Raw genomic sequence first — 21,021 nt, 5'->3', positions numbered from 1 at the left:
GGGCAAGATCAGGCTCCCCACGCATAGATGGCGTAGGCGAGGAAGCCGGCCACGCCGAGCAGCATCACGAACGCATAGTGATAGACATAGCCGGACTGGATCTTGGCCAGGCGAGCCGCGGATTTCAGCGAGGCCCAGGCCGCGCCGTTCGGGCCGAAGCCGTCGATGATCTTCACGTCGCCGACCTTCCAGAACAGGTCGCCGATGGCCTTGGCGCCGCGGACGAAGACCGCGTCATAGAGCTCGTCGAAGTACCACTTGTTGTAGAGGAAGGCGTGGACCACGCCGCCACGATCGGCCATCCGGCGCGCCATGCCCTCCTTGAGGACATAGAGCCAGAAGGCGAACAGGCTGCCGAACACGGTCATGACCAGCGGCGACCACTTCACCCAGGTCGGAACCTCGTGGGCGTCGTGAAGGACGTGGTTGTGCGGGCCCGAGAAGATGGCGGCGCGCCAGAACTCGCCCTCGTGATGGCCGATGAAGTACGGCGCGAAGACGAAGCCGGCCGCGACGGCGCCGATCGACAGGACCAGCAGAGGCAGCAGCATCACCCAAGGGCTCTCATGCGGCTGCAGCGGGCCATGGTGGTGGTCGTCGCCGGCGATCGGCTCCGAGTGGGTTTCGAGCTGGGCGTGCGACGAGTGATCGTCGTGGTGGCCGTTGTCGCCGTGCGCGTGGTGGTCGGCGTCCTTCCAGACGGGCTTGTTGTGGAAGGTCATGAACACCAGTCGCCACGAATAGTAGGCGGTCAGGCCGGCGGCGAGGATGCCGACGAAGAAGGCGAACAGGCCGATCGGCGAGTGGCCCGAGGCCGCGGCCGCATAGGCGCTCTCGATGATCGCGTCCTTCGAATAGAAGCCGGCGAAGCCGCCGATCTCGGGGATGCCGAGGCCGGTGATGGCGATCGTGCCGATGGTCATCACCGCGTAGGTGATGGGCAGCAGCTTGGCCAGGCCGCCCATGTTCCGCATGTCCTGCTCGTGGTGCATGCCGTGAATCACCGAGCCGGCGCCCAGGAACAGCAGCGCCTTGAAGAAGGCGTGGGTGAACAGGTGGAACATGGCCGCCTCATAGGCGCCCACGCCGGCCGCGAAGAACATGTAGCCGAGCTGCGAACAGGTCGAATAGGCGATGACCCGCTTGATGTCGTTCTGGGCCAGGCCGACGGTCGCGGCGAACAGGGCCGTGACGGCGCCGATGACGGCGACGATCTGGCCGGCGATCGGCGCGTATTCGAAGATCGGGCTCAGCAGGCAGACCATGTAGACGCCGGCGGTGACCATGGTCGCCGCGTGGATCAGGGCCGACACCGGGGTCGGGCCCTCCATGGCGTCCGGAAGCCAGGTGTGCAGGAAGAACTGGGCCGACTTGCCCATGGCGCCGATGAACAGCAGGAAGGCGGCCAGGTCGAGCGCCGACCAGGTATGGCCCAGGAAGTCCCAGCCGGTCGCTTCACGCGAGGCGATCATCGGGAACAGCTCGGCGAACTGGATCGTGCCGAACATCCAGAAGATGGTGAAGATGCCCAGGGCGAAGCCGAAGTCGCCGACGCGGTTGACCACGAAGGCCTTGATGGCGGCGGCCGAGGCGGTCGCCTTCTTGTACCAGAAGCCGATCAGAAGATAGGACGCCAGGCCCACGCCTTCCCAGCCGAAGAACAGCTGCATGAAGTCGGCGGCGGTGACCAGCGCCAGCATGGCGAAGGTGAACAGCGACAGGTAGGCGAAGAACCGCGGCTTGTCCGGGTCCTCGGCCATGTAGCCCCAGGAATACAGGTGCACGAGCGACGACACGGACGTCACCACCACCAGCATGACCGCCGACAGGGCGTCGATCCGGATCGACCAACTCGACTGGAAGTCGCCGACGTTGATGAAGGGCGCGACGTGGACGGTGAACGGCTCGAGGCCGCCCCAGGTCCACTGGCTGAACACCGTCCAGGCGACGGCGCACGAGAAGAACAGCAGCCCGGTGGTGACCGCCTGCGAGGCGACGTCGCCGATGCGGCGGCCGCTCAGGCCGGCGATCGCGGCGCCCAGCAGGGGCGCGAAGACACCGAGAGTGACAAGGAGCTCGAGGTTCACGATCAGCCCTTCATGACCGAGGCGTCGTCCACGGCGATGTCGCCGCGGTTGCGGAAGAAGGTCACCAGGATGGCCAGGCCGACGGCCGCTTCAGCGGCGGCGACGGTCAGGACGAACATGGCCATGATCTGCCCGGACACGTCGTTCAGATAGGCCGAGAAGGCGACGAAATTGATGTTCACCGCGAGCAGGATCAGCTCGATCGACATCAGGATGATGATGACGTTCTTGCGGTTCACGAAGATGCCGAAGACGCCGATGGTGAACAGGATGGCGGCGACCGCCAGATAGTGCTGCAGGGTGACGACCATCAGACCAGATCCTCCGGGGTGACGCCCGCGCCGGTCGTGACCGACTTCACTTCCATGGCCTTCTTGGCGTCGCGGCCGACCTGGCGGGCGACGTCCTGGCGCTTGACGTGCGGCTTGTGGCGCAGCGTCAGGACGATGGCGCCGATCATGGCGATCAGCAGGACGATGCCGGCCGCCTGGAAGAAGTAGACGTAGTCCGTGTAGAGCACGCGCCCGATGGCCTCGACGTTGCTGGCCTCAGCCAGCGGCGCCGCCGGAGCCGTGGCGTTCGCGGCCGCGCCGTTGCTGGCGACCACGAGCGAAACCATGACCATCTCGGCCAGCAGGATGCCCGCCACGATCACCGCCAGCGGCAGGTATCGCGCGAACCCTTCGCGCAGCCGGACGAAGTCGACGTCCAGCATCATGACGACGAACAGGAACAGCACCGCGACGGCGCCCACGTAGACGACGACGAGCAGCATCGCCAGGAACTCCGCCCCCAACAGGACGAACAGCCCCGCCGACGAGAAGAACGACAGGATCAGCCACAGCACGCTGTGCACGGGGTTGCGGGCGGTGACGACCATCAGGCCGCCCGCCACGGCAACCGCCGCGAGGAGATAGAAGGCAATGCCTTGCAACATCGGAGGCGCGAGCCCCTTTCGGTTATGGGCGGCGATCCCGTCCGGAATCGCCCTCCCCGTTCAGCGGTTGCGCCTTAGCGGTAAGGCGCGTCGAGTTCCAGATTCTTCGCGATCAGCCGCTCCCAGCGGTCGCCGTTCGCGAGCAGTCGATCCTTGTCGTAGAGCAGTTCTTCGCGGGTCTCGGTGGTGAACTCCGAGTTCGGTCCCTCGACGATCGCGTCCACCGGGCAGGCCTCCTGGCACAGGCCGCAGTAGATGCATTTCACCATGTCGATGTCGTAGCGGGTCGTGCGGCGGCTGCCGTCGGCGCGCGGTTCGGCCTCGATGGTGATGGCCTGGGCCGGGCAGATCGCTTCGCACAGCTTGCAGGCGATGCAGCGCTCTTCGCCGTTGGCATAGCGGCGCAGCGCGTGCTCGCCGCGGAAGCGCGGCGACTGCGGGTTGCGCTCGAACGGATAGTTCACCGTGGCCTTCGGCTTGGCCATGTATTTCAGCGACAGCCCGATCGCGCCGACGGCGTCGATCAGGAGTGCGCCCTTCGCGGCCTGGACGATGCGGTTCAACATTACTGTTTCGCTCCGGTGACGCCGCGGCAATTCTCTTCCTTGCGCGGGTCGTCTTCCTTGGTGTTGGCGCACAGGCGCACACGTTCGTTGTACTGACGCTCGATCGCGTCCTGCCGGCGCTGCCACTGATACACCGAGGTGGGCTCGGCCTCATAGGACGGCACCGTGCAGGCGCTCGTCGAAGCGGCGGCCAGCAGCAGGATGAGGGCGAGCGGGCGGTTCATCAGGCGCCCACCCCGAAGACGCGCCAGGCGGCGACGACGACGACAGCGACCAGCGACGTCGGCAGGAAGATCTTCCAGCCCAGGCGCATCAGCTGGTCGTAGCGGTAGCGGGGCACGAAGGCCTTCACCAGCGCGATCATGCAGAACCAGAAGACGATCTTGGTGAAGAACACGAAGAAGTAGAACAGGTTGGCCAGGAATTCCGGCCAGGACTGCAGGAAGTCGGTCGGGAAGCCCGGATTCCAGCCGCCGAAGAACAGCAGGCTGATCATGGCGCACATGAAGACGATGTTGGCGTACTCGCCGATCATGAACAGCAGGTACGGGGTCGAGGAGTACTCGACCTGATAACCGGCCACGAGCTCCGACTCCGCTTCCGGCAGGTCGAACGGCGGGCGGTTGGTCTCAGCCAGGGCCGAGACGAAGAAGACGATCGCCATCGGGAACATGACGATGATGGTCGGCAGGGTGGCGATGCCGCCGCCGAAGGCGAACCAGTTCCAGAACCAGCCGGTCTGCTGGGTCACGATCTGGGTCAGGTTCATCGTGCCGGCCAGCAGGATCACGTTGATGATCACCAGGCCGATCGAGACCTCGTAGGACACCATCTGCGCCGCCGAGCGGAGCGAACCGAGGAACGGATACTTCGAGTTCGAAGCCCAGCCGCCCATTATGATGCCGTACACGCCCAGCGAGCTGATCGCGAAGATGTACAGGATGCCGACGTTCAGGTCGGAGATGACCCAGCCCGGCGCGAACGGAATGGCCGCCCAGGCGACGAAGGCCAGGATGAAGGTCAGCAGCGGCGCCAGCAGGAAGACGACCTTGTCCGAGCCGGCCGGGACGACGATTTCCTTCAGGACGAATTTGAAGAAGTCGGCGAACGACTGCAGCAGGCCGAAGGGGCCGACGACGTTGGGGCCTTTGCGCATCTGCACGCCCGCCCAGATCTTGCGGTCGGCCAGCAGCAGGAAGGCCAGCGAGATCAGGATCCCGACGGTGACGAGCAGGATGCCGCCCGCCGTGGCGAGGGTCCAGCCGAGAGGAGTGGTCCAGAAGTCCATGGGGCCTTACTCCGCAGCCATCGCGACCGGAGCCGTCCGGATGGCGGACAGCTCGGCCATGGTCACGCTGGCGCGCGCGATCGGGTTGTTCAGGTAGGGGTCGCGGACGGCCGAGCCGAAGGCCACATCGCCCAGGTCGCCCTTCTTGCCGAGGGCGGCGACGTCGAACGACGCCGGAGCCGGCAGGTAATCGACGCGGCCGAAGGTCGGATGATCGGCCATCAGCTTCGAACGCAGGGCGTCGAGGGTATCGTACGGCAGGGTCTGGCCGACCATCGCCGACAGGGCGCGCAGCACGGCCCAGTCTTCCTTGGCCTGGCCCTTCGGGAAGACCACGCGGTCCGCCAGCTGAACCCGGCCCTCGGTGTTGACGTACAGGCCCGACTTCTCGGTGTAGGCGGCGCCCGGCAGGATGACGTCGGCGCCTTGCGCGCCGCGGTCGCCGTGACTGCCCAGATAGACCTTGAAAGCCTTCGAGGCCGAGGCGTCGATCTCGTCGGCGCCGAGCAGGAACAGCACGTCGAGCGCACCCTTCTGGGTCATTTCGGCAGCGCTCAGGCCGCCCTCGCCCGGGACGAAGCCCATGTCCAGGCCGCCCACGCGCGCGGCGGCCGAGTGCAGGACGTTGAAGCCGTTCCAGCCGTCAGCGACGACGCCGACCTTCTTGGCCAGGGCGCCGAGAGCGTTGAGCACGGCCGCGCCGTTCTCACCGGCCAGAGCCGCCGAGCCGACGATGATCGCCGGACGTTCGGCCTTGGTCAGGAAGTCCATCGCCGCCTTCGGCAGCTTGGCCAGGGTCTTCGTACCGGCGCCGAGGTAGGCGTAGTCGTACGTCAGGGCGACCTGCTCGCCGATCAGGCCGATCTCGGCCTTGCCCGCCAGCCAGGTCTTGCGCAGGCGCGCATTCAGCAGCGGCGCCTCGGTGCGCGGGTTGGCCCCGACGATCAGGACGGCGTCCGCGTTTTCAATGCCTTGCAGGCCGGAGTTGAACAGCCAGCCTTCACGAGGGCCGTAGCCCAGGACAGCGCCGTCCTGGCGGCAGTCGGTGTTGGCCGAGCCCAGCGCGCGGAACAGGTCGAGCGTCGCCTTCATCGACTCGGCGTCCTGCAGGTCGCCGGCGATCACGCCGATCTTGTCGGCGCTGGCGGCCTTCAGCTTGTCGGCGACGACGGTCAGGGCCTCTTCCCACGAAGCGGCGCGCAGTCGGCCGTCCTCACGGACGTACGGTCGATCGAGGCGCTGGCGCTGCAGGCCGTCGACGGCGTAGCGGCTGATGTCCGACAGCCACTCCTCGTTGATGCCCTCGTTGACGCGCGGAAGGATGCGCATCACCTCGGCGCCCTTGGCGTCGGCGCGGATGTTCGAGCCCAGGGCGTCCATGACGTCGATGGTCTCGGTCTTCTTCAGCTCCCACGGGCGGTAGTGGTACTGCCACGGACGGTGCGTCAGGGCGCCGACCGGGCAGAGGTCGTTGACGTTGCCCGACAGCTCGGAGTCGATGTTCTTCTCGAGGTAGGTCGTGATCTCGGCGTCCTCGCCACGCGAGATCATGCCGATGTCCGGCACGCCGGCGACCTCGGTGATGAAGCGGACGCAACGGGTGCACTGGATGCACCGCGTCATGAACGTCTTCACGGTCGGGCCCATGTTCTTTTCTTCGACCGCGCGCTTGTTCTCGGCATAGCGCGAGCCGTCGCGGCCGTAGCCGACGGCCTGGTCCTGCAGGTCGCACTCGCCGCCCTGATCGCAGATCGGGCAGTCCAGCGGGTGATTGATGAGCAGGAACTCCATCACCCCTTCGCGGGCCTTCTTGACCATCGGCGTGTCGGTGAAGATCTCCTGGCCCTCGGCGGCCGGGAGGGCGCACGAAGCCTGCGGCTTCGGCGGTCCGGGCTTCACCTCGACCAGACACATCCGGCAGTTGCCGGCGATCGACAGACGCTCGTGGTAGCAGAAGCGCGGAATTTCATGGCCGGCCTTTTCGGCGACCTGGAGCACGGTCATGCCGGGCTCGAATTCGACTTCTACGCCGTTGACCTTGGCGACGGGCATCAGCGGGCCTCTTGCTCAGCCGAGACGGAATACTGTTCCGTCGCGGTCGCTCCATCGGGGAGCGTCGTGTTGATGGTGATGGCGTCGCCGTCAAGGACGAAGCGCACCACAGGATCGCCGGACTGGTTCATCCAGCGGTTTTCTTCGGGGGTCGGCCGATCGACGGCCTTCCAGGTGACCACATCGCCGTCGACGCGGCACTGCGCCCGCATCCGCCCGCCGTCGACCGGCGCGCGCCACGAGGCGTTGACGACCGGGCCTTCCAGCCCGTCGATCGAAATGGCCGACAGGGTCTGGCCGTGGATCGCCGCCAGGCCCGCGCGGCAGACGCGGCGCAGTTCGGCGGCGGTCAGTACGACCGGCGCGGCCGGGGCGACAGCGGCAGCGGCCTTCGCCTCGGGAGCCGCCTTCGCCGCCGGCGCAGCCGTCTCCGAGCGCTCGCCGCAAGCGGTGAGCGTCAGAGCGGTCAGTGCGATGACGGCGGAAGCGCGCATGCCTACTCCGCCGCGATCGCGTGGCCGGCGAAGTTCGCGCGGCGGCTGCGATAGTTGGAGATCCGTTCTTCGATCTCGTGGCGGAAGTGACGGATCAGGCCCTGCACAGGCCACGCCGCGGCGTCGCCGAGGGCGCAGATGGTGTGGCCTTCGACCTGGCCGGCGACGTCCAGCAGCAGGTCGATTTCCGACGGGTCGGCCTCGCCGATCGACATGCGCTCGAGCACGCGCCACATCCAGCCGGTGCCCTCACGGCAGGGCGTGCACTGGCCGCAGCTCTCATGCTTGTAGAAGTACGAGATGCGGGCGATCGCCTTCACCAGGTCGGTGGAGTTGTCCATGACGATGACCGCCGCGGTGCCGAGGCCCGAGCGCATTTCGCGCAGGCTGTCGAAGTCCATCAGCGCCGTTTCGGACATCTCGCGGGTGATCAGGGGTACCGACGAACCGCCCGGGATGACGGCCTTCAGATTGTCCCAGCCGCCGCGCACGCCGCCGCAGTGCTCTTCGAGCAGTTGCTTCAGCGGGATCGACATCGCCTCTTCGACGTTGCACGGCCGGTTCACGTGGCCGCTGATGGTCATCAGCTTGGTGCCCGTGTTGTTCGGACGGCCGAAGCCGGCGAACCACTCGGCGCCGCGACGCAGGATGGTGCCGACGACGGCGATCGACTCGACGTTGTTGACCGTGGTCGGGCAGCCGTAGAGGCCCGCGCCGGCCGGGAACGGCGGCTTCAGGCGCGGCTGGCCCTTCTTGCCTTCCAGGCTCTCCAGCAGGGCCGTCTCTTCGCCACAGATGTAAGCGCCGGCGCCGTGGTGGATGTAGACGTCGAAGTCCCAGCCGTGGACGTTGTTCTTGCCGATCAGGCGGGCCTCGTAGGCCTCCTTGACGGCGGCCTCCATGCGCTCGCGCTCCAGCACGTACTCGCCGCGCAGGTAGATGTAGCAGGCGTGCGCCTGCATCGCGAAGGAGGCGATCAGGCAGCCCTCGATCAGCAGCTGCGGATCGTGGCGCATGATCTCCCGGTCCTTGGCGGTGCCGGGTTCGGATTCGTCAGCGTTGACCACCAGGTAGTGAGGACGGTCCTTCACTTCCTTGGGCATGAAGGACCACTTCAGGCCGGTCGAGAAGCCGGCGCCGCCGCGTCCGCGCAGGCCCGAGTTCTTGACGTTGGTGATGATCCAGTCCCGACCGAGGTCGAGCATGTCCTTGGTGGCGTTCCACGCGCCGCGCTTCTTCGCCCCGTCCAGCGTCCAATCCTGGAGGCCGTAGAGGTTGGTGAAGATGCGATCCTTGTCTTGGAGGATTCCGACCATGATTCAGTCCAGCTCCGCCATGCGGCGGCGGTGATAGCGAGTGCGCATGAAGATGGCGGCGAGCATCAGCGCCCAACCGACCGCCAGCGCGGCGTAGCCGATCCAGAGCACGACCTGACCGGCCGCGCCCAGGACGTTCGAGCCCCAGACGGCGATGGCGCCCAGGATGACGAAGGCGAAACCCGCCAGCCGCGGGGCGCGCGCGACCGCGCGCAGCTCGGCGCGGTACTTGGCGATCGCCGCCTCATCTGACAGGTCCGGCCGCGTCATGCCGGGACCGGATCGCTGTTCGGGAGCTTCTTGATCTTCTTGGCCGCCGAGCCGTCGTAAAGCTTCGGATCGGTCAGGGTCAGGGCCCCGCCTTCCGGCTCCGAGCTCTTGCGGCCCACGCGCGACCCCGGCTTGGGCTTCTTGCCGGCGGCGAAGTCGTCGATGATCTGGCCGATCGTCTCCGGCGTCAGATCTTCGAAATAGTAGTCGTTGATCTGGGCCATCGGCGCATTGGCGCAGGCGCCCAGGCATTCGACTTCCTGCCAGGTGAAGCGACCGTCGGCGGACAGCGTGTCCTTCGGACCGATCTTGTCCTTGCAGACCTTCATCAGCTCGTTGGCGCCGCGCAGCATGCACGGCGTCGTGCCGCAGATCTGGATCAGCGCGCTCTTACCGACCGGCTCGAGCATGAACATGGTGTAGAAGGTCGCGACCTCGAGCACCCGGATGAAGGGCATGCCCAGCAGCTCGCCGATGGCGCGGATGGCGGGCTCCGAGACCCAGCCCTCCTGCTTCTGGACCAGCCACAGGATCGGGATCACCGCCGACTGACGACGGTTCTCGGGATATTTGGCGATCCACCAGTCGGCCTTGGCCTTGGTCGCCTTCGAGAAGGCGAACGAGGCAGGCTGTTCCTTGGCGAGGCGACGAACAGACATCAGACTTCCAATTCCGAGACGACGACGCCTTCGCCGACCATCTTCTTGCGGATCGTCAGCAGCTTGTGCTGACCCTGCCGCGTGACCAGGATGTTGTGGTAGACCGCCGTCCCGCCGGCGTCGTTGACCGCGTAGTTGACGACCTGCCAGCCTTGCCGGACCAGATCGCTCAGGGGCTTGTCGCTCATCGATCGACCTCCCCGAACACGATGTCGAGCGAGCCGAGGATGGCCGACACGTCGGCCAGCATGTGGCCGCGGTTCATCCAGTCCATCGCCTGCAGCGAGCGGAAGCCCGGCGCCGAGATCTTCACGCGATACGGCTTGTTGGTGCCGTCGGACACCAGATAGATGCCGAACTCGCCCTTGGGCGCTTCGACCGAGGCGTAGACCTCGCCCTCGGGCGTCTTGAAGCCTTCGGTGTAGAGCTTGAAGTGGTGGATCAGGGACTCCATCGACCGCTTCATCTCACCGCGGCGCGGCGGAACGATCTTGTTGTCCTCGATCATCACCGGCTCGCCGGGGCAGTTGCGCAGCTTGTGGATGCACTGCTCCATGATCCGCACCGACTGCTTCATCTCCTCGATGCGGCAGAGGTAGCGGTCCCAGCAGTCGCCGTTCTTGCCGACCGGCACATCGAACTCGAGGTCCGCATAGCACTCGTACGGCTGCGACTTGCGCAGGTCCCAGGCGATGTCCGAGCCGCGGATCATCACGCCGGTGAAGCCCCACTCCAGCGCCTGCTGTTTGGTGACCACGCCGATGTCGACGTTGCGCTGCTTGAAGATGCGGTTCTCGGTGACGAGGGACTCGATGTCCTTCAGCGCCGCCGGGAACTCGGCGCACCAGCGGCCGATGTCGTCGATCAGGTCCGAGGGCAGGTCCTGATGGACGCCGCCCGGGCGGAAATAGTTGGCGTGCAGGCGAGCGCCGCAGGCGCGCTCGTAGAACACCATCAGCTTCTCGCGCTCCTCGAAGCCCCAGAGCGGCGGCGTTAGGGCGCCGACGTCCATGGCCTGGGTCGTCACGTTCAGCAGGTGCGAGAGGATGCGACCGATTTCCGAGTACAGGACCCGGATCAGCTGGGCGCGGTACGGGACCTCGACCGCCAGCAGCTTCTCGATGGCCAGGCAGAAGGCGTGCTCCTGGTTCATCGGCGCGACGTAGTCGAGGCGATCCAGATAAGGCACGTTCTGGAGGTAGGTGCGCGCCTCCATCAGCTTCTCGGTGCCGCGGTGCAGCAGGCCGATGTGCGGGTCGACGCGGGTGACCAGCTCGCCGTCCAGCTCCAGCACCAGGCGGAGCACGCCGTGCGCGGCCGGGTGCTGCGGGCCGAAATTGATCGTGAACTTGCGGTCGTCCATGGCGCGCGCGTGGTCGGTCCGGCCGTCATGGGGCATGTCGTCGAACACGTCGGTCGCGCCGATCGGGGCCGGAATGCTGGAAGCTTCGGCCATCAGCCCTTCACCTTCTCGTCGCCCGGCAGGACCGGGGCCGGATACTCCGCACCCTCCCACGGGGAGAGGAAGTCGAAGTTGCGGAACTCCTGGGTCAGCTTGACCGGCTCGTAGACGACCCGCTTCTCGGTCTCGTCGTAACGGACCTCGACATAGCCGGTCATCGGGAAGTCCTTGCGCAGCGGATGCCCCTGGAAGCCGTAGTCGGTCAGCAGCCGGCGCAGGTCCGGGTGGCCCGAGAACAGCATGCCGTACATGTCGAACGCCTCGCGCTCGAACCAGTCGGCGCACGGGAAGACCGACACCGCGCTCGGCACCGGCTTCACTTCGTCCGTCGTCACCTTGACGCGCAGGCGCGCGTTCCGGGTCAGCGACAGCAGGTGGTAGACAACCTCGAACCGCTCTTCACGATCCGGGAAGTCGACGCCGCAGACGTCCAGAAGCTGCTGGAAGCCGAAACGGTCGCGCAGCGCCGTCAGCACCTCGACGATGCTGTCGCGCTCGGCGATCAGCGTCAGCTCGCCGAACGCCACCTGAGCCTGGACGCCCAGCGCCCCGACCATCTCGGCGCCCAGCGGCGTCAGCAGGCCTTCGAACTCTTGTTGCTTCACCAGAGAGGTCATCGGTCGATGGTCCCCGTACGGCGGATCTTCTTCTGCAGCTGCAGCAGCCCGTAAAGCAGCGCCTCAGCCGTCGGCGGGCACCCCGGAACGTAAGCATCCACAGGTACAACGCGATCGCAGCCGCGAACAACACTGTAACTATAGTGGTAGTACCCGCCACCGTTTGCGCACGAGCCCATCGAAAGCACGTAACGCGGGTCCGGCATCTGGTCGTATACTTTACGGAGCGCCGGAGCCATCTTGTTGGTCAGGGTTCCGGCGACGATCATCAGGTCCGACTGACGCGGGCTGGCGCGCGGCGCCATGCCGAAGCGCTCCATGTCGAAGCGCGGCATCGAGGCCTGCATCATCTCCACGGCGCAGCACGCCAGACCGAACGTCATCCACATCAGCGAGCCGGTGCGCGCCCAGTTGATGACGTCGTCGAGCGACGTCGTGATGAAGCCCCGCTCGCCGAGCTCGGCGTTCACGGCCTCGAAGAATTTGTCGTGGATGGCCGGATCATAGCCCTGCACCATCGAACGGGCGCCCTGTCCGAAGGCGACCGGCGACGAAGCGCCAGGCCCGATCGGCGAAGCGCCCTGATTGCCGACGCCGATCAGCGGGACCGTGTTGGTCGTCACTGCCATTCGAGCGCGCCCCTCTTCCATTCGTAGATAAAGCCGATGGTGAGAACGCCCAGGAAGACCATCATGGACCAGAAGGCGAACACCATGCCCGCGTGCGACAGGTCGAACATCGACACCGCCCACGGGAACAGGAAGGCGACTTCCAGGTCGAAGATGATGAACAGGATCGACACCAGGTAGAAGCGGACGTCGAACTTCATCCGCGCATCGTCAAAGGCGTTGAAGCCGCACTCGTAGGCCGAGAGCTTCTCCGAGTCGGGGTTCTTGGGGGCCAGCACCCAGGCGGCGATCATGAAGCCGAGCCCGAGCACCGCCGCGATCCCGAGAAAGATCACGATCGGCAGGTATTCGAGAAGGAATGCATTCATCCGGAAGGACCTCGTCCGCCACAGTGGGAGGGGCGGAATCGGCGCTTTCTAGACCGGGAGCCTCACAGGTTCAAACCCATGCGGTGAAAGGTTTTTCTTGAGAATGGTTCGCAGCTGTGCGGACAGCGTGTCGCAGGCCCCGAGCCTTGCCTGAACAGGCCCCCTCCTCTCCCATGCGAGCCTCCTGCTGAAGCTTCCCGGAGAAGGCCCATGGCCGGCGCATCCCGCGTTCTCAATGTCATCGAACGCGTCGGCAACAAGCTGCCGGACCCGGTCTTCCTCTTCCTCTGGCTTATCGGCGCGCTGATCGTGCTGAGCATGGTCGGCGCCGGCCTGGGGTGGGCGGCGGTCAATCCGGTCACCGGCGACACCCTGAGGGCCGAAAGCCTGCTGTCGGCCGAGAATCTGGAGCAACTGTTCATCGGCATGCCCAAGACGCTGGCTGACTTCCCGCCGCTGGGGATCGTCATCACCATCATCTACGGGGCCTCGGTGGCCGAGCGCAGCGGGCTGTTCACCACGGCCATCCGGGGGGCCCTGCTCAACGCACCCCGATTCCTGCTGACGCCGGTCGTGGTCATCACCGGCATGGTCTCGCACCACGCCTCAGACGCGGCCTATGTCGTGGTCATCCCCCTTGCGGCGGTGATCTTCGCTGCCGCCGGCCGCCATCCGCTGGCGGGCCTGGCGGCCGGATTCGCCGCGGTGTCCGGCGGATACGCCGGCAATCTGGTGCCTGGGGCCCAGGACGCCCTACTCCTGGGCATCACCGAGCCGGCGGCCCACCTGATCGACCCGTCCTACTCGGTGAACATCGCCGGCAACTGGTTCTTCATCGTCGGCGTCGTGATGGTCTTCACGCCCATCGTCTGGTTCCTCACGGACCGGATCATCGAGCCGCGGCTCGGCAAATGGACCCCGACCGACGCGTCCCCGGCCACGACGGAGGAAAAGACCCCGCTGACCGCCGCCGAGAAGCGCGGCCTGGCCTGGGCGGGTCTGGCGGTGCTCGGCATGATCGGCCTGTGGACCCTGATCACTCTCCTGCCGGTCTCCCCCTTCGTCGACACCGAGGCCGAGGCGGCGCAGCGCTTCAATCCGCTCTACCGCTCGCTCGCGGCCTTCTTCGCCATAACCTTCTTCGTCTCGGGCGCGGCCTTCGGCGCAGGCGCGGGCAGCGTGAAGAGCCACCGCGACCTGGTGCGGATGATGCGCGAGGGTCTGGTGCAGTTGGCGCCCTACCTCGTCCTGGTCTTCTTCGCGGCCCACTTCGTGGCCATGTTCAACTGGTCGGGCCTCGGGCCCATCCTGGCCATCAACGCCGCCGGCGCACTCCAGCAGGTCGAACTGCCCACGCCCCTGCTGCTGATCAGCGTGGTGCTGGTGTCCTGTTTCTTCGACCTGTTCGTCGGCTCCGCCTCAGCCAAGTGGTCGGCGCTCGCCCCGATCGTGGTGCCGATGTTCATGCTGCTGGGAATCAGCCCGGAGATGACGACCGCCGCCTACCGGATGGGCGACTCGGTCACCAACATCGCGACGCCGCTGATGAGCTACTTCCCGCTGATTCTGACCTTCGCCCAGCGCTGGGACCCGAAATTCGGACTGGGATCGCTGATGTCGACGATGCTGCCCTACGCCGGGTGCTTCCTGGTGGCGGGTCTGACCATGGTGGCGCTCTGGGTGGCGCTCGAGTTGCCGCTGGGGCCGGGCGTCGGCGTGCACTATTCGCCGCCGGCCCCGGAAACCGCCGCCCAGTTCCCGGTCGACGGCGGAATTTCGGGCCCTCAAGCTCCACCGGAACCCGCCGCAGCGGGGGCTTCGAAGGCCGCCGAACGATGATCTCAATTTTTCCTGCGGGGTCGCGCTTGACAGTGCGCCACCCCCCCGCCTAAACGACGCCCCTCGCCGCGGCGCACCAGCGCTTCGGCCGGGAAACGCGGGTGTAGCTCAGTTGGTTAGAGTGCCGGCCTGTCACGCCGGAGGTCGCGGGTTCGAGCCCCGTCACTCGCGCCATTCCTTCTGATGAAGGAATGGCGCACCGCCCTTCCCCAGTAACCTTCTTACGACCAAGCGGCCGTCCTTCGGGGCGGCCGTTTGTCGTTTGCGACCCGGCGTCGCAGTCGCCGCTCCGTTGACGCGAGTCGCTGAACTTTTGCGACCCTGAGGTATTTCGATTTTCGACGTGCTGCATCCCGCAGTGCAACAGGAGCACCCCATGTCGTTCGCGCGCCCTTGCCTGTCCCTCCTCCTGTCCGGCGCCCTGGCGCTCGGGGCCGCGACCCAGGCGGCCGCACAGACGCCGAGCCGCCTTTCCGACCTCGTCGGCGCCCGCGCGGGCCAAGCGGAGGGGGAACTGACCAGCAGGGGCTATCAGGCCACCGGCCGCAGCGAGGTCGTCGGCGACGGCCGGTTGACCTACTGGAAGCGCGGCGATGACTGCGTCGCCATCATGACGCGCGACGGTCGCTACGCATCCATCAACCAGGCAGGCCGTAGCGAATGCGGCGGCGGCGGATCGGACGGCAACGCTGCCGCCGCCGCCGTGGCGGGGGTCGCCCTCGTCGGCCTGGTCGCGGCCCTGGCAGCGCATAACAACCGCCACAACGACGCTGACCGCAACCACGACAGCGAATACCAGCGCGGCTACCAGGCCGGCCTCTACGGCTCCATCTACGACGACCGCCACGAGACCGAGGGCTATCACGAGGGCTATCTCGCCGGTGAGGCCGAGGCGACCAACCGGCGCAACTCCAACTCCCGTTGGGTCCGCCAAGCGCCGCGGGAGGCCCAGGACGCATGCGCCCGCCGCGCCGACGATTTCCAGAGCCGCCCCTACGGCTCCAGCGTGCCGATCGGCGTGCGCGATCTGGGCGGCGGCCAGTATGAGATGACCATGGCGACGGGCAGCTATCGCTCGGTCTGCCGGGTGACCGCGTCCGGAAACGTGCTGTCCATCGATCCCTATTGATGACGCCGGGCGCCCGGGACTTCCCGTTCTACGACGGTCGTCCTTACGCGCCGTCGACCCTCCGGTGGATAGTCGCCCTGGCCGCCGTGGCCGGAGGGGTGGCCGGCCTGTTCTGCGCGCCGCTCTGGTTCGGCCAGGGCGGCTCGCTCCCCGGCGCGATCCTGTTCACAGGACTCTCGTTGCTGGGACTGGCGGTCCTGACCAAGGGGCGGCTCGGCCTGGTGTTCGCGCAGCCGACACGACGCGACGTCGGCCACGGGATCGGGTTCGCCGTCCTCAACCTGGTCGTGACCGTCCTCGTCGGCTGGCTGGTGACCCGGCTCGTTCAGACAGCCGCAAATCCGGTGAACCAAGCGCTGGGCGCGCTAAGCCTGGCCGAGCTGCCGGCCTTCTTCGGGCAGACGGCGTTCCAACTCGTCGGCGAGGAGCTCGTCACCGTCGTTCCCTTTCTCGCGGTGTTGACGCTCGCGCGGCGCGTCGGTCTGGACCGCAGGGCGGCGGTGACGACTGCGGCGCTGCCCGCCGCGCTCCTGTTCGCCGCCATGCATTTCTCGACCTACCAATGGCACATCATCCAGACGGTGGTGATCATCGGCACGGCTCGGCTTGTTCTGCTCGGCGCCTACCTGACGACAAAGAACCTCTGGGCGTCGGTCATCGCCCACATCGTCAACGATTGGACCTTGTTCGCGACCGCGATGCTTCTGGCGGGCGCCGCCGGCCAATCGACCTAGTTGCGGCCCGCGACGAGCACGTTTCGGACCCGGCGGCCCAGGGGATCACGCGACTGCCAGGTCTCGCCGATGTCGGCGTCGATCATGGTGGTGCAGAAGCGCGGGATCAGCATGTTCGGGCGCATGTTGGTGAGGCAGATCCGGTCGCCATCGATGGCCCAGCGCGCCGACAGACGACGGCCATCCGAGAAATGCGCCGAATAGCTGCCGTCCGGGTTGAACCAGTGTTTCACCCAGCCGCCGTCAGGATAGTGGGAAACGACCGTATTGCCGAACGCGTCGTTGATGCCGGCCTTGCCAGGCCCGGCTATGAGACAGGCGACCGCAAAGGTCGCAACGGCAAGCGTACGCAGCATTTAATAGGCCCCTCAACCCTTCCCCGGGCGGACTATTAACAACCGTTTAGGAAATGCCAAGCCTACGACCATGGTTCCATGAATAGTTGACTCTCGCGTGGGGGCTTCTATATCCGCGGCACGTTCGGGACAGGACTGGCGAATCCGCGCCGCCCGCTCGCCCAGAGACAGGGCGGTTCCGCGCTTCGCACGACGACCCGATGCGCGGGCGTCCTTCATCCAGTCCCAAGGACCTATGACCGAATTTTCCCAGCTGGGCCTTTCGCCCACGACCCTGCAAGCGGTCGCCGACACCGGCTACACGACCGCCACCCCGATCCAGGCCCAGTCGATCCCCGTGGCCCTCGCCGGGCGCGACGTGCTCGGCATCGCCCAGACCGGCACCGGCAAAACCGCCGCCTTCACCCTTCCGCTGATCGACCGCCTGTCGAAAGGCCGCGCCCGCGCCCGGATGCCGCGCGCCCTGGTGCTGGCCCCGACCCGCGAACTGGCCGACCAGGTCGCCTCCAGCTTCGAGAAATACGCCAAGGGCACCAAGCTCTCGTGGGTGCTGCTGATCGGCGGCGTGTCGATGGCCGACCAGGTCGCCGCCCTGAACAAGGGCGTGGACGTCCTGATCGCCACCCCGGGGCGGCTGCTCGACCTGTTCGAACGCGGCAAGATGCTGCTGACGGGCGTCGAGGTCATGGTCGTCGACGAAGCCGACCGCATGCTCGACATGGGCTTCATCCCGGACATCGAGCGCATCTTCAAGCTGACGCCGCCGAAGCGTCAGACCCTGTTCTTCTCGGCCACCATGCCGCCGGAGATCACCCGCCTGACCACGCAGTTCCTCAAGGACCCGACCCGGGTCGAGGCCTCGCGTCCGGCCATGACCGCCGAGACCATCACCCAGTACCTGGTGCGCATCCCCTCCTCCGATCCGAAGGCCAAGCGCGCCGCGCTGCGGGCCCTGGTCGGCCGCGAGGACGTCAAGAACGGCATCGTCTTCTGTAACCGGAAGTCGGAAGTCGACATCGTCGCCAAGTCGCTGAAGACCCACGGCTTCGACGCCGCTCCGATCCATGGCGACCTCGACCAGTCGCTGCGCATGAAGACCCTGGCCGACTTCCGCTCGGGCGCGCTGAAGATCCTGGTTGCCTCGGACGTCGCCGCGCGCGGCCTGGACATCCCGGACGTGAGCCACGTGTTCAACTACGACGTAGCCCACCACGCCGACGACTACGTCCACCGCATCGGCCGCACCGGCCGCGCCGGCCGCAAGGGCCAGACCTTCATGATCGTCACCCCGGCCGATGACCGGGCGCTCGACAAGGTCCTGAAGCTGATCAAGATGGACCCGCAAGAGCTGGTGCTGGAAGGCGTCGACTTCTCGGGCGGCCGCCCCTCGCGTCCCGTGGCCGACAAGGGCGAGCGCCCGGCCCGCGGCCGCCGCTCGACCAAGCCGGTCGTCGAGGACACCCCGATCGAGGCGGACCCCGCTCCGGTCGCCGTCGACGCCGAATCCGCGCCCGCCCCTGAAGCCGAAGCCGCCGAAGGAGGCTCGCGTCGTCGTTCGCGCAGCCGTCGCGGCGCCAAGAAGCCGGAGGTCACCGTCGAGGCCGCCTCCGAGGCGCCGTCGGACGTCGTCCAGGCCGCCCCCGCCCCGCAACCGCCTCAGCCGGCGCCGCAGGCCCGCCCGAGCGAGCGTTCTTCGGACCGGTCGTCGGATCGCCGTGGCGGACGTGGCTCGGATCGGGGCTCGGATCGGGGCTCGGATCGGGGCTCGGATCGAGGTTCCGAGCGCGGCGGCGAAGAGCAGCAGCCTTCGCGCGGACGCCCGTTCGGCGACGCCGATATCCCGGCCTTCCTACGCCGCCCGGTCAGCATCAAGGGCTGACGCCGTCGCGCCCGTTTAACCGGGCGTTACGGAACCCGCGCTAGCGTCTCTGATGAAGGGCTCCCGTCGTCGCTGGGGGCCTGCCTCGGGGAACTTCATGACGGCACAGGTCGAAACCACGCTCCGGGGCCCGGACGCCTATTCCATGGCGCGCCGGGCGATCGAGGCGATGGAGAAGGCCGGCGTCTGGCCGACCCCGCTCAATTTCGAACTCTGGGTTCGCTACCTCGGCGATCCCGACAGCGCGCTCGGCCGCGAGATCGAGCGGATGATCGCCGCCAGCGAGCCGTTCACCGAAGCGACCGCCGAGATGCTGGCCGCTGAATACCTGATGCGCGGCCGCCTGACCGACGAGATCTGCGACGCCGGCCGCGTGCTGGATCGCGAGCTGTCCAGCGTCTCCGCCGCCGTGGCCCAGGCCCACCGCTCGCAGGCCGCCTACGGCCGCACCCTCGCCGGCGCCGCCGGCAGCCTCGACAGCGCGGACGACGCCGACGCGCTGAAGACGATCGTCTCGGACCTCAGCGAGGCGACCCGCAAGGCGCAGCAGGAAAACCAGGCTCTCGAGGTCAAGCTGGAGGCCTCGACCCGCGAAGTCGCCCGCCTCAGCCAGCATCTGGAGCAGGTCCGGCTGGACGCCATGACCGACGCCCTGACCAACCTGGCCAACCGCAAGGCCTTCGACGAGCATCTCGACGACGCCTGCGAGAAGGCCCTGCAGAAGGGCGAGGCCCTGAGCCTGGCCGTGCTGGATATCGACCACTTCAAGCGCTTCAACGACACCTGGGGCCACCAGACCGGCGACCAGGTCATCCGATATGTCGCCAGCGTGCTCAGCCGCGCCGCCCAGACGCCACGCATCGCCGCCCGCTACGGCGGCGAGGAGTTCGCCATGATCTTCCCGCGCGAAAGCCTGCCGGAGGTCGAGAAGTCGCTGGAGACCATCCGCAAGGAGATCGCCTCACGCGCCCTGCGCCGTCGCTCGACCAATGACGACCTGGGCGCCGTCACCGTCTCCATCGGCTTCGCGCACCGCCGGGGCGGCGAGCCCGCCGCCAGCCTGCTCGGCCGCGCCGACGCCGCCCTGTACGCCTCCAAGCGCTCGGGCCGGAACAAGGTCACCTGCGCCGACTGGCTCGACGACGCCGCCTAAGGCCCTTTCCCCGAATCCGGATTCGGCCATAGTCGCCCGATGCGCAGCTTTGCTTTCGCCGTCGCCTACTGGGCCCTGTCGATATCCTACACCTTGGCCGCCGTGCTCGCCGCGCTGGCGCCCGGCCGCGAGGCCACCGGCTGGATCATCCGCCGCTATGTGAAACGGATGGTCCAGGCCATGCGCGTCCTGGCCGGCATCAAGATCCAGTATCGCGGCGACGAGCGGCTGCCCGGGGGAGCCTTCATCATCGCCTCCAAGCATCAGAGCTGGGGCGACGGCTTCGCCACCTACGACCGGTTCGCCGACCTCGCCTTCGTCACCGGCGACCATCTCGAGAAATTTCCGCTGATGGCCACGGTGCTGCGCAAGCTGGGCGCCATCGTGGTCAACAACTGCGGCGGCCGCGAAGCCCGCGAGGCCCTCAAGCACCGCGCCGCCGACGCCCACCGCGAAGGCCGCAAGATCCTCATCTATCCGGAAGGCAACCTGGCCAAGGTCGGCGAGAAATTCCGCTACCGCGCCGGCGTCTGGCACATGTACCGCGACTTCGACATGCCGGTCGTGCCGCTGGCCACCAACCTGGGCCTATTCTGGCCGCAGGAAGAGTTTCGCAAGAACCCGGGCACGGCGACGCTGGAGTTCCTCGACCCCATCCCCACCGGCCTGCCCAAGGACGAGTTCCTGGCCCGGCTGGAGGCCGCCGTCGAAGGCAAGACCGCCGAACTGATCGCCGAGGCCACCGGGGCGCCCGTCACTCCCGCAGTTCGGGTTCTCGCGCCTGACGAGGTGGCGCGGACCAAGGCCGTTCCGGTTACGGCCTAGGTTTCGGCTTGCGTGGCTTCTTCGCCGCCGCCTTGCGCAGCGCTGTATCGATCGACTGTCTCGCCCAGCCCACGGCTTCGTCCGGATCGTCCAGGGCGCTCTCCGGCAGCGACCAGTAGGCCATCGCCATCTGCGCCCCATCCTTGGTCGGATAGGTGAACTGCCGCGATCCCGCCGCCTCCAGCAGCGGCGCATTGACCTCGTCGGCCTTGAGCCAGACGACCCCGTCGTCCAGCAGGGCGAAGATCAAGCCGTGGGCATAGACGCCCGCCCCGCCGAACATCCGCTTGATCTCGAGCGGACCCAGGGCGGCGAAATGTTCGCGCACCCATTCGCCGAAGTCGGGGTCATAGGCCATGCG

Annotated in this window: 24 protein-coding genes and 1 tRNA gene; 7 read left to right on the top strand and 18 right to left on the bottom strand. The window is 67.1% G+C overall.

Going from position 1 to position 21,021, the window contains the following annotated elements:
- Positions 1–8 precede the first annotated feature (8 nt).
- The 16 genes from nuoL to ASC65_RS03110 form a co-directional block, all read right to left on the bottom strand.
- Positions 9–2,087 carry an NADH-quinone oxidoreductase subunit L gene (gene nuoL / locus ASC65_RS03185; protein ID WP_056449465.1) on the bottom strand — a complete coding sequence of 693 codons (2,079 nt, stop codon included), beginning with the start codon at positions 2,085–2,087 and terminating at the stop codon, positions 9–11.
- Positions 2,088–2,089: 2 nt separating this feature from the next.
- Complete coding sequence (nuoK, locus tag ASC65_RS03180; protein WP_056449462.1) at positions 2,090–2,398, bottom strand: NADH-quinone oxidoreductase subunit NuoK; 309 nt, start codon at positions 2,396–2,398, stop codon at positions 2,090–2,092.
- Positions 2,398–3,024 carry an NADH-quinone oxidoreductase subunit J gene (locus ASC65_RS03175; protein ID WP_056449459.1) on the bottom strand — a complete coding sequence of 209 codons (627 nt, stop codon included), beginning with the start codon at positions 3,022–3,024 and terminating at the stop codon, positions 2,398–2,400. The genes nuoK and ASC65_RS03175 overlap by 1 nt, the downstream gene beginning before the upstream one ends.
- Before the next feature lie 74 nt (positions 3,025–3,098).
- On the bottom strand, positions 3,099–3,590 hold the full coding sequence (gene nuoI, locus ASC65_RS03170) for an NADH-quinone oxidoreductase subunit NuoI (protein WP_056449456.1): 492 nt from the start codon (positions 3,588–3,590) through the stop codon (positions 3,099–3,101).
- The gene (locus ASC65_RS03165; protein WP_056449453.1) at positions 3,590–3,814 is read right to left on the bottom strand and encodes a hypothetical protein; all 225 of its coding nucleotides are present in this window, start codon (positions 3,812–3,814) and stop codon (positions 3,590–3,592) included. Before ASC65_RS03165 ends, nuoI begins: the two co-directional genes overlap by 1 nt.
- Complete coding sequence (gene nuoH, locus ASC65_RS03160) at positions 3,814–4,878, bottom strand: NADH-quinone oxidoreductase subunit NuoH (RefSeq protein ID WP_056449450.1); 1,065 nt, start codon at positions 4,876–4,878, stop codon at positions 3,814–3,816. The genes ASC65_RS03165 and nuoH overlap by 1 nt, the downstream gene beginning before the upstream one ends.
- A gap of 6 nt (positions 4,879–4,884) precedes the next feature.
- A complete protein-coding gene (nuoG, locus tag ASC65_RS03155; protein WP_056449447.1) occupies positions 4,885–6,930 on the bottom strand; it encodes an NADH-quinone oxidoreductase subunit NuoG in 2,046 nt (681 codons plus the stop codon).
- Complete coding sequence (locus ASC65_RS03150; RefSeq protein ID WP_056449444.1) at positions 6,930–7,424, bottom strand: hypothetical protein; 495 nt, start codon at positions 7,422–7,424, stop codon at positions 6,930–6,932. Before ASC65_RS03150 ends, nuoG begins: the two co-directional genes overlap by 1 nt.
- A gap of 2 nt (positions 7,425–7,426) precedes the next feature.
- Positions 7,427–8,740, bottom strand: coding sequence for an NADH-quinone oxidoreductase subunit NuoF (gene nuoF / locus ASC65_RS03145; RefSeq protein WP_056449442.1), 1,314 nt, complete (start codon positions 8,738–8,740; stop codon positions 7,427–7,429).
- Between the two features lie 3 nt (positions 8,741–8,743).
- Positions 8,744–9,010 carry a hypothetical protein gene (locus tag ASC65_RS03140; protein ID WP_056449439.1) on the bottom strand — a complete coding sequence of 89 codons (267 nt, stop codon included), beginning with the start codon at positions 9,008–9,010 and terminating at the stop codon, positions 8,744–8,746.
- Positions 9,007–9,669, bottom strand: a complete 663-nt coding sequence (nuoE, locus tag ASC65_RS03135; RefSeq protein WP_056449437.1) for an NADH-quinone oxidoreductase subunit NuoE — start codon at positions 9,667–9,669, stop codon at positions 9,007–9,009. The genes ASC65_RS03140 and nuoE overlap by 4 nt, the downstream gene beginning before the upstream one ends.
- Positions 9,669–9,857 (bottom strand): hypothetical protein, encoded by a 189-nt coding sequence (locus tag ASC65_RS03130; protein WP_056449434.1) that lies wholly within the window; start codon positions 9,855–9,857, stop codon positions 9,669–9,671. Before ASC65_RS03130 ends, nuoE begins: the two co-directional genes overlap by 1 nt.
- Complete coding sequence (locus tag ASC65_RS03125; protein WP_442854114.1) at positions 9,854–11,125, bottom strand: NADH-quinone oxidoreductase subunit D; 1,272 nt, start codon at positions 11,123–11,125, stop codon at positions 9,854–9,856. The genes ASC65_RS03130 and ASC65_RS03125 overlap by 4 nt, the downstream gene beginning before the upstream one ends.
- On the bottom strand, positions 11,125–11,748 hold the full coding sequence (locus ASC65_RS03120; RefSeq protein WP_056449431.1) for an NADH-quinone oxidoreductase subunit C: 624 nt from the start codon (positions 11,746–11,748) through the stop codon (positions 11,125–11,127). The genes ASC65_RS03125 and ASC65_RS03120 overlap by 1 nt, the downstream gene beginning before the upstream one ends.
- The gene (locus ASC65_RS03115; protein WP_442854113.1) at positions 11,745–12,398 is read right to left on the bottom strand and encodes a NuoB/complex I 20 kDa subunit family protein; all 654 of its coding nucleotides are present in this window, start codon (positions 12,396–12,398) and stop codon (positions 11,745–11,747) included. The genes ASC65_RS03120 and ASC65_RS03115 overlap by 4 nt, the downstream gene beginning before the upstream one ends.
- Complete coding sequence (locus ASC65_RS03110; protein WP_056449427.1) at positions 12,368–12,745, bottom strand: NADH-quinone oxidoreductase subunit A; 378 nt, start codon at positions 12,743–12,745, stop codon at positions 12,368–12,370. Before ASC65_RS03110 ends, ASC65_RS03115 begins: the two co-directional genes overlap by 31 nt.
- A 210-nt stretch (positions 12,746–12,955) precedes the next feature.
- On the opposite strand from ASC65_RS03110, the gene ASC65_RS03105 reads away from it, so the two are divergent.
- From ASC65_RS03105 to ASC65_RS03090, 4 genes are all read left to right on the top strand, one after another.
- Positions 12,956–14,584, top strand: coding sequence for an AbgT family transporter (locus tag ASC65_RS03105; protein ID WP_056449425.1), 1,629 nt, complete (start codon positions 12,956–12,958; stop codon positions 14,582–14,584).
- Positions 14,585–14,681: 97 nt separating this feature from the next.
- A tRNA-Asp gene (locus tag ASC65_RS03100) sits at positions 14,682–14,758 on the top strand.
- 202 nt (positions 14,759–14,960) lie between these two features.
- Entirely contained in the window at positions 14,961–15,713 is a 753-nt protein-coding gene (locus ASC65_RS03095) for a hypothetical protein (protein WP_056449423.1), read from the top strand.
- The gene (locus ASC65_RS03090) at positions 15,713–16,447 is read left to right on the top strand and encodes a CPBP family glutamic-type intramembrane protease (protein WP_056449422.1); all 735 of its coding nucleotides are present in this window, start codon (positions 15,713–15,715) and stop codon (positions 16,445–16,447) included. The genes ASC65_RS03095 and ASC65_RS03090 overlap by 1 nt, the downstream gene beginning before the upstream one ends.
- On the opposite strand, the gene ASC65_RS03085 is transcribed toward ASC65_RS03090, so the two are convergent.
- Positions 16,444–16,803: a hypothetical protein gene (locus tag ASC65_RS03085; RefSeq protein WP_056449421.1), complete on the bottom strand. Its 360-nt coding sequence runs from the start codon at positions 16,801–16,803 to the stop codon at positions 16,444–16,446. The genes ASC65_RS03090 and ASC65_RS03085 overlap by 4 nt on opposite strands.
- Positions 16,804–17,038: 235 nt before the next feature.
- On the opposite strand from ASC65_RS03085, the gene ASC65_RS03080 reads away from it, so the two are divergent.
- The 3 genes from ASC65_RS03080 to ASC65_RS03070 all read left to right on the top strand — a co-directional run bounded on the left by ASC65_RS03080 (position 17,039) and on the right by ASC65_RS03070 (position 20,660).
- Positions 17,039–18,682: a DEAD/DEAH box helicase gene (locus ASC65_RS03080; protein WP_056449420.1), complete on the top strand. Its 1,644-nt coding sequence runs from the start codon at positions 17,039–17,041 to the stop codon at positions 18,680–18,682.
- A 97-nt stretch (positions 18,683–18,779) separates the two neighbouring features.
- On the top strand, positions 18,780–19,835 hold the full coding sequence (locus tag ASC65_RS03075) for a GGDEF domain-containing protein (RefSeq protein WP_056449418.1): 1,056 nt from the start codon (positions 18,780–18,782) through the stop codon (positions 19,833–19,835).
- A gap of 39 nt (positions 19,836–19,874) precedes the next feature.
- Positions 19,875–20,660: a lysophospholipid acyltransferase family protein gene (locus tag ASC65_RS03070; protein WP_056449414.1), complete on the top strand. Its 786-nt coding sequence runs from the start codon at positions 19,875–19,877 to the stop codon at positions 20,658–20,660.
- Here ASC65_RS03070 and ASC65_RS03065 read toward each other — a convergent pair.
- Positions 20,650–21,018 carry a TfoX/Sxy family protein gene (locus ASC65_RS03065; protein WP_056449411.1) on the bottom strand — a complete coding sequence of 123 codons (369 nt, stop codon included), beginning with the start codon at positions 21,016–21,018 and terminating at the stop codon, positions 20,650–20,652. The two genes, ASC65_RS03070 and ASC65_RS03065, sit on opposite strands and share 11 nt — an antisense overlap.
- Between the last annotated feature and the right edge of the window lie 3 nt (positions 21,019–21,021).

The sequence above is a fragment of the Brevundimonas sp. Root1279 genome (assembly GCF_001425945.1).
Classification (GTDB): domain Bacteria; phylum Pseudomonadota; class Alphaproteobacteria; order Caulobacterales; family Caulobacteraceae; genus Brevundimonas.
Note: the sequence above shows the minus strand (reverse complement) of the source record. Positions and strands in the feature narration are given on the sequence as shown.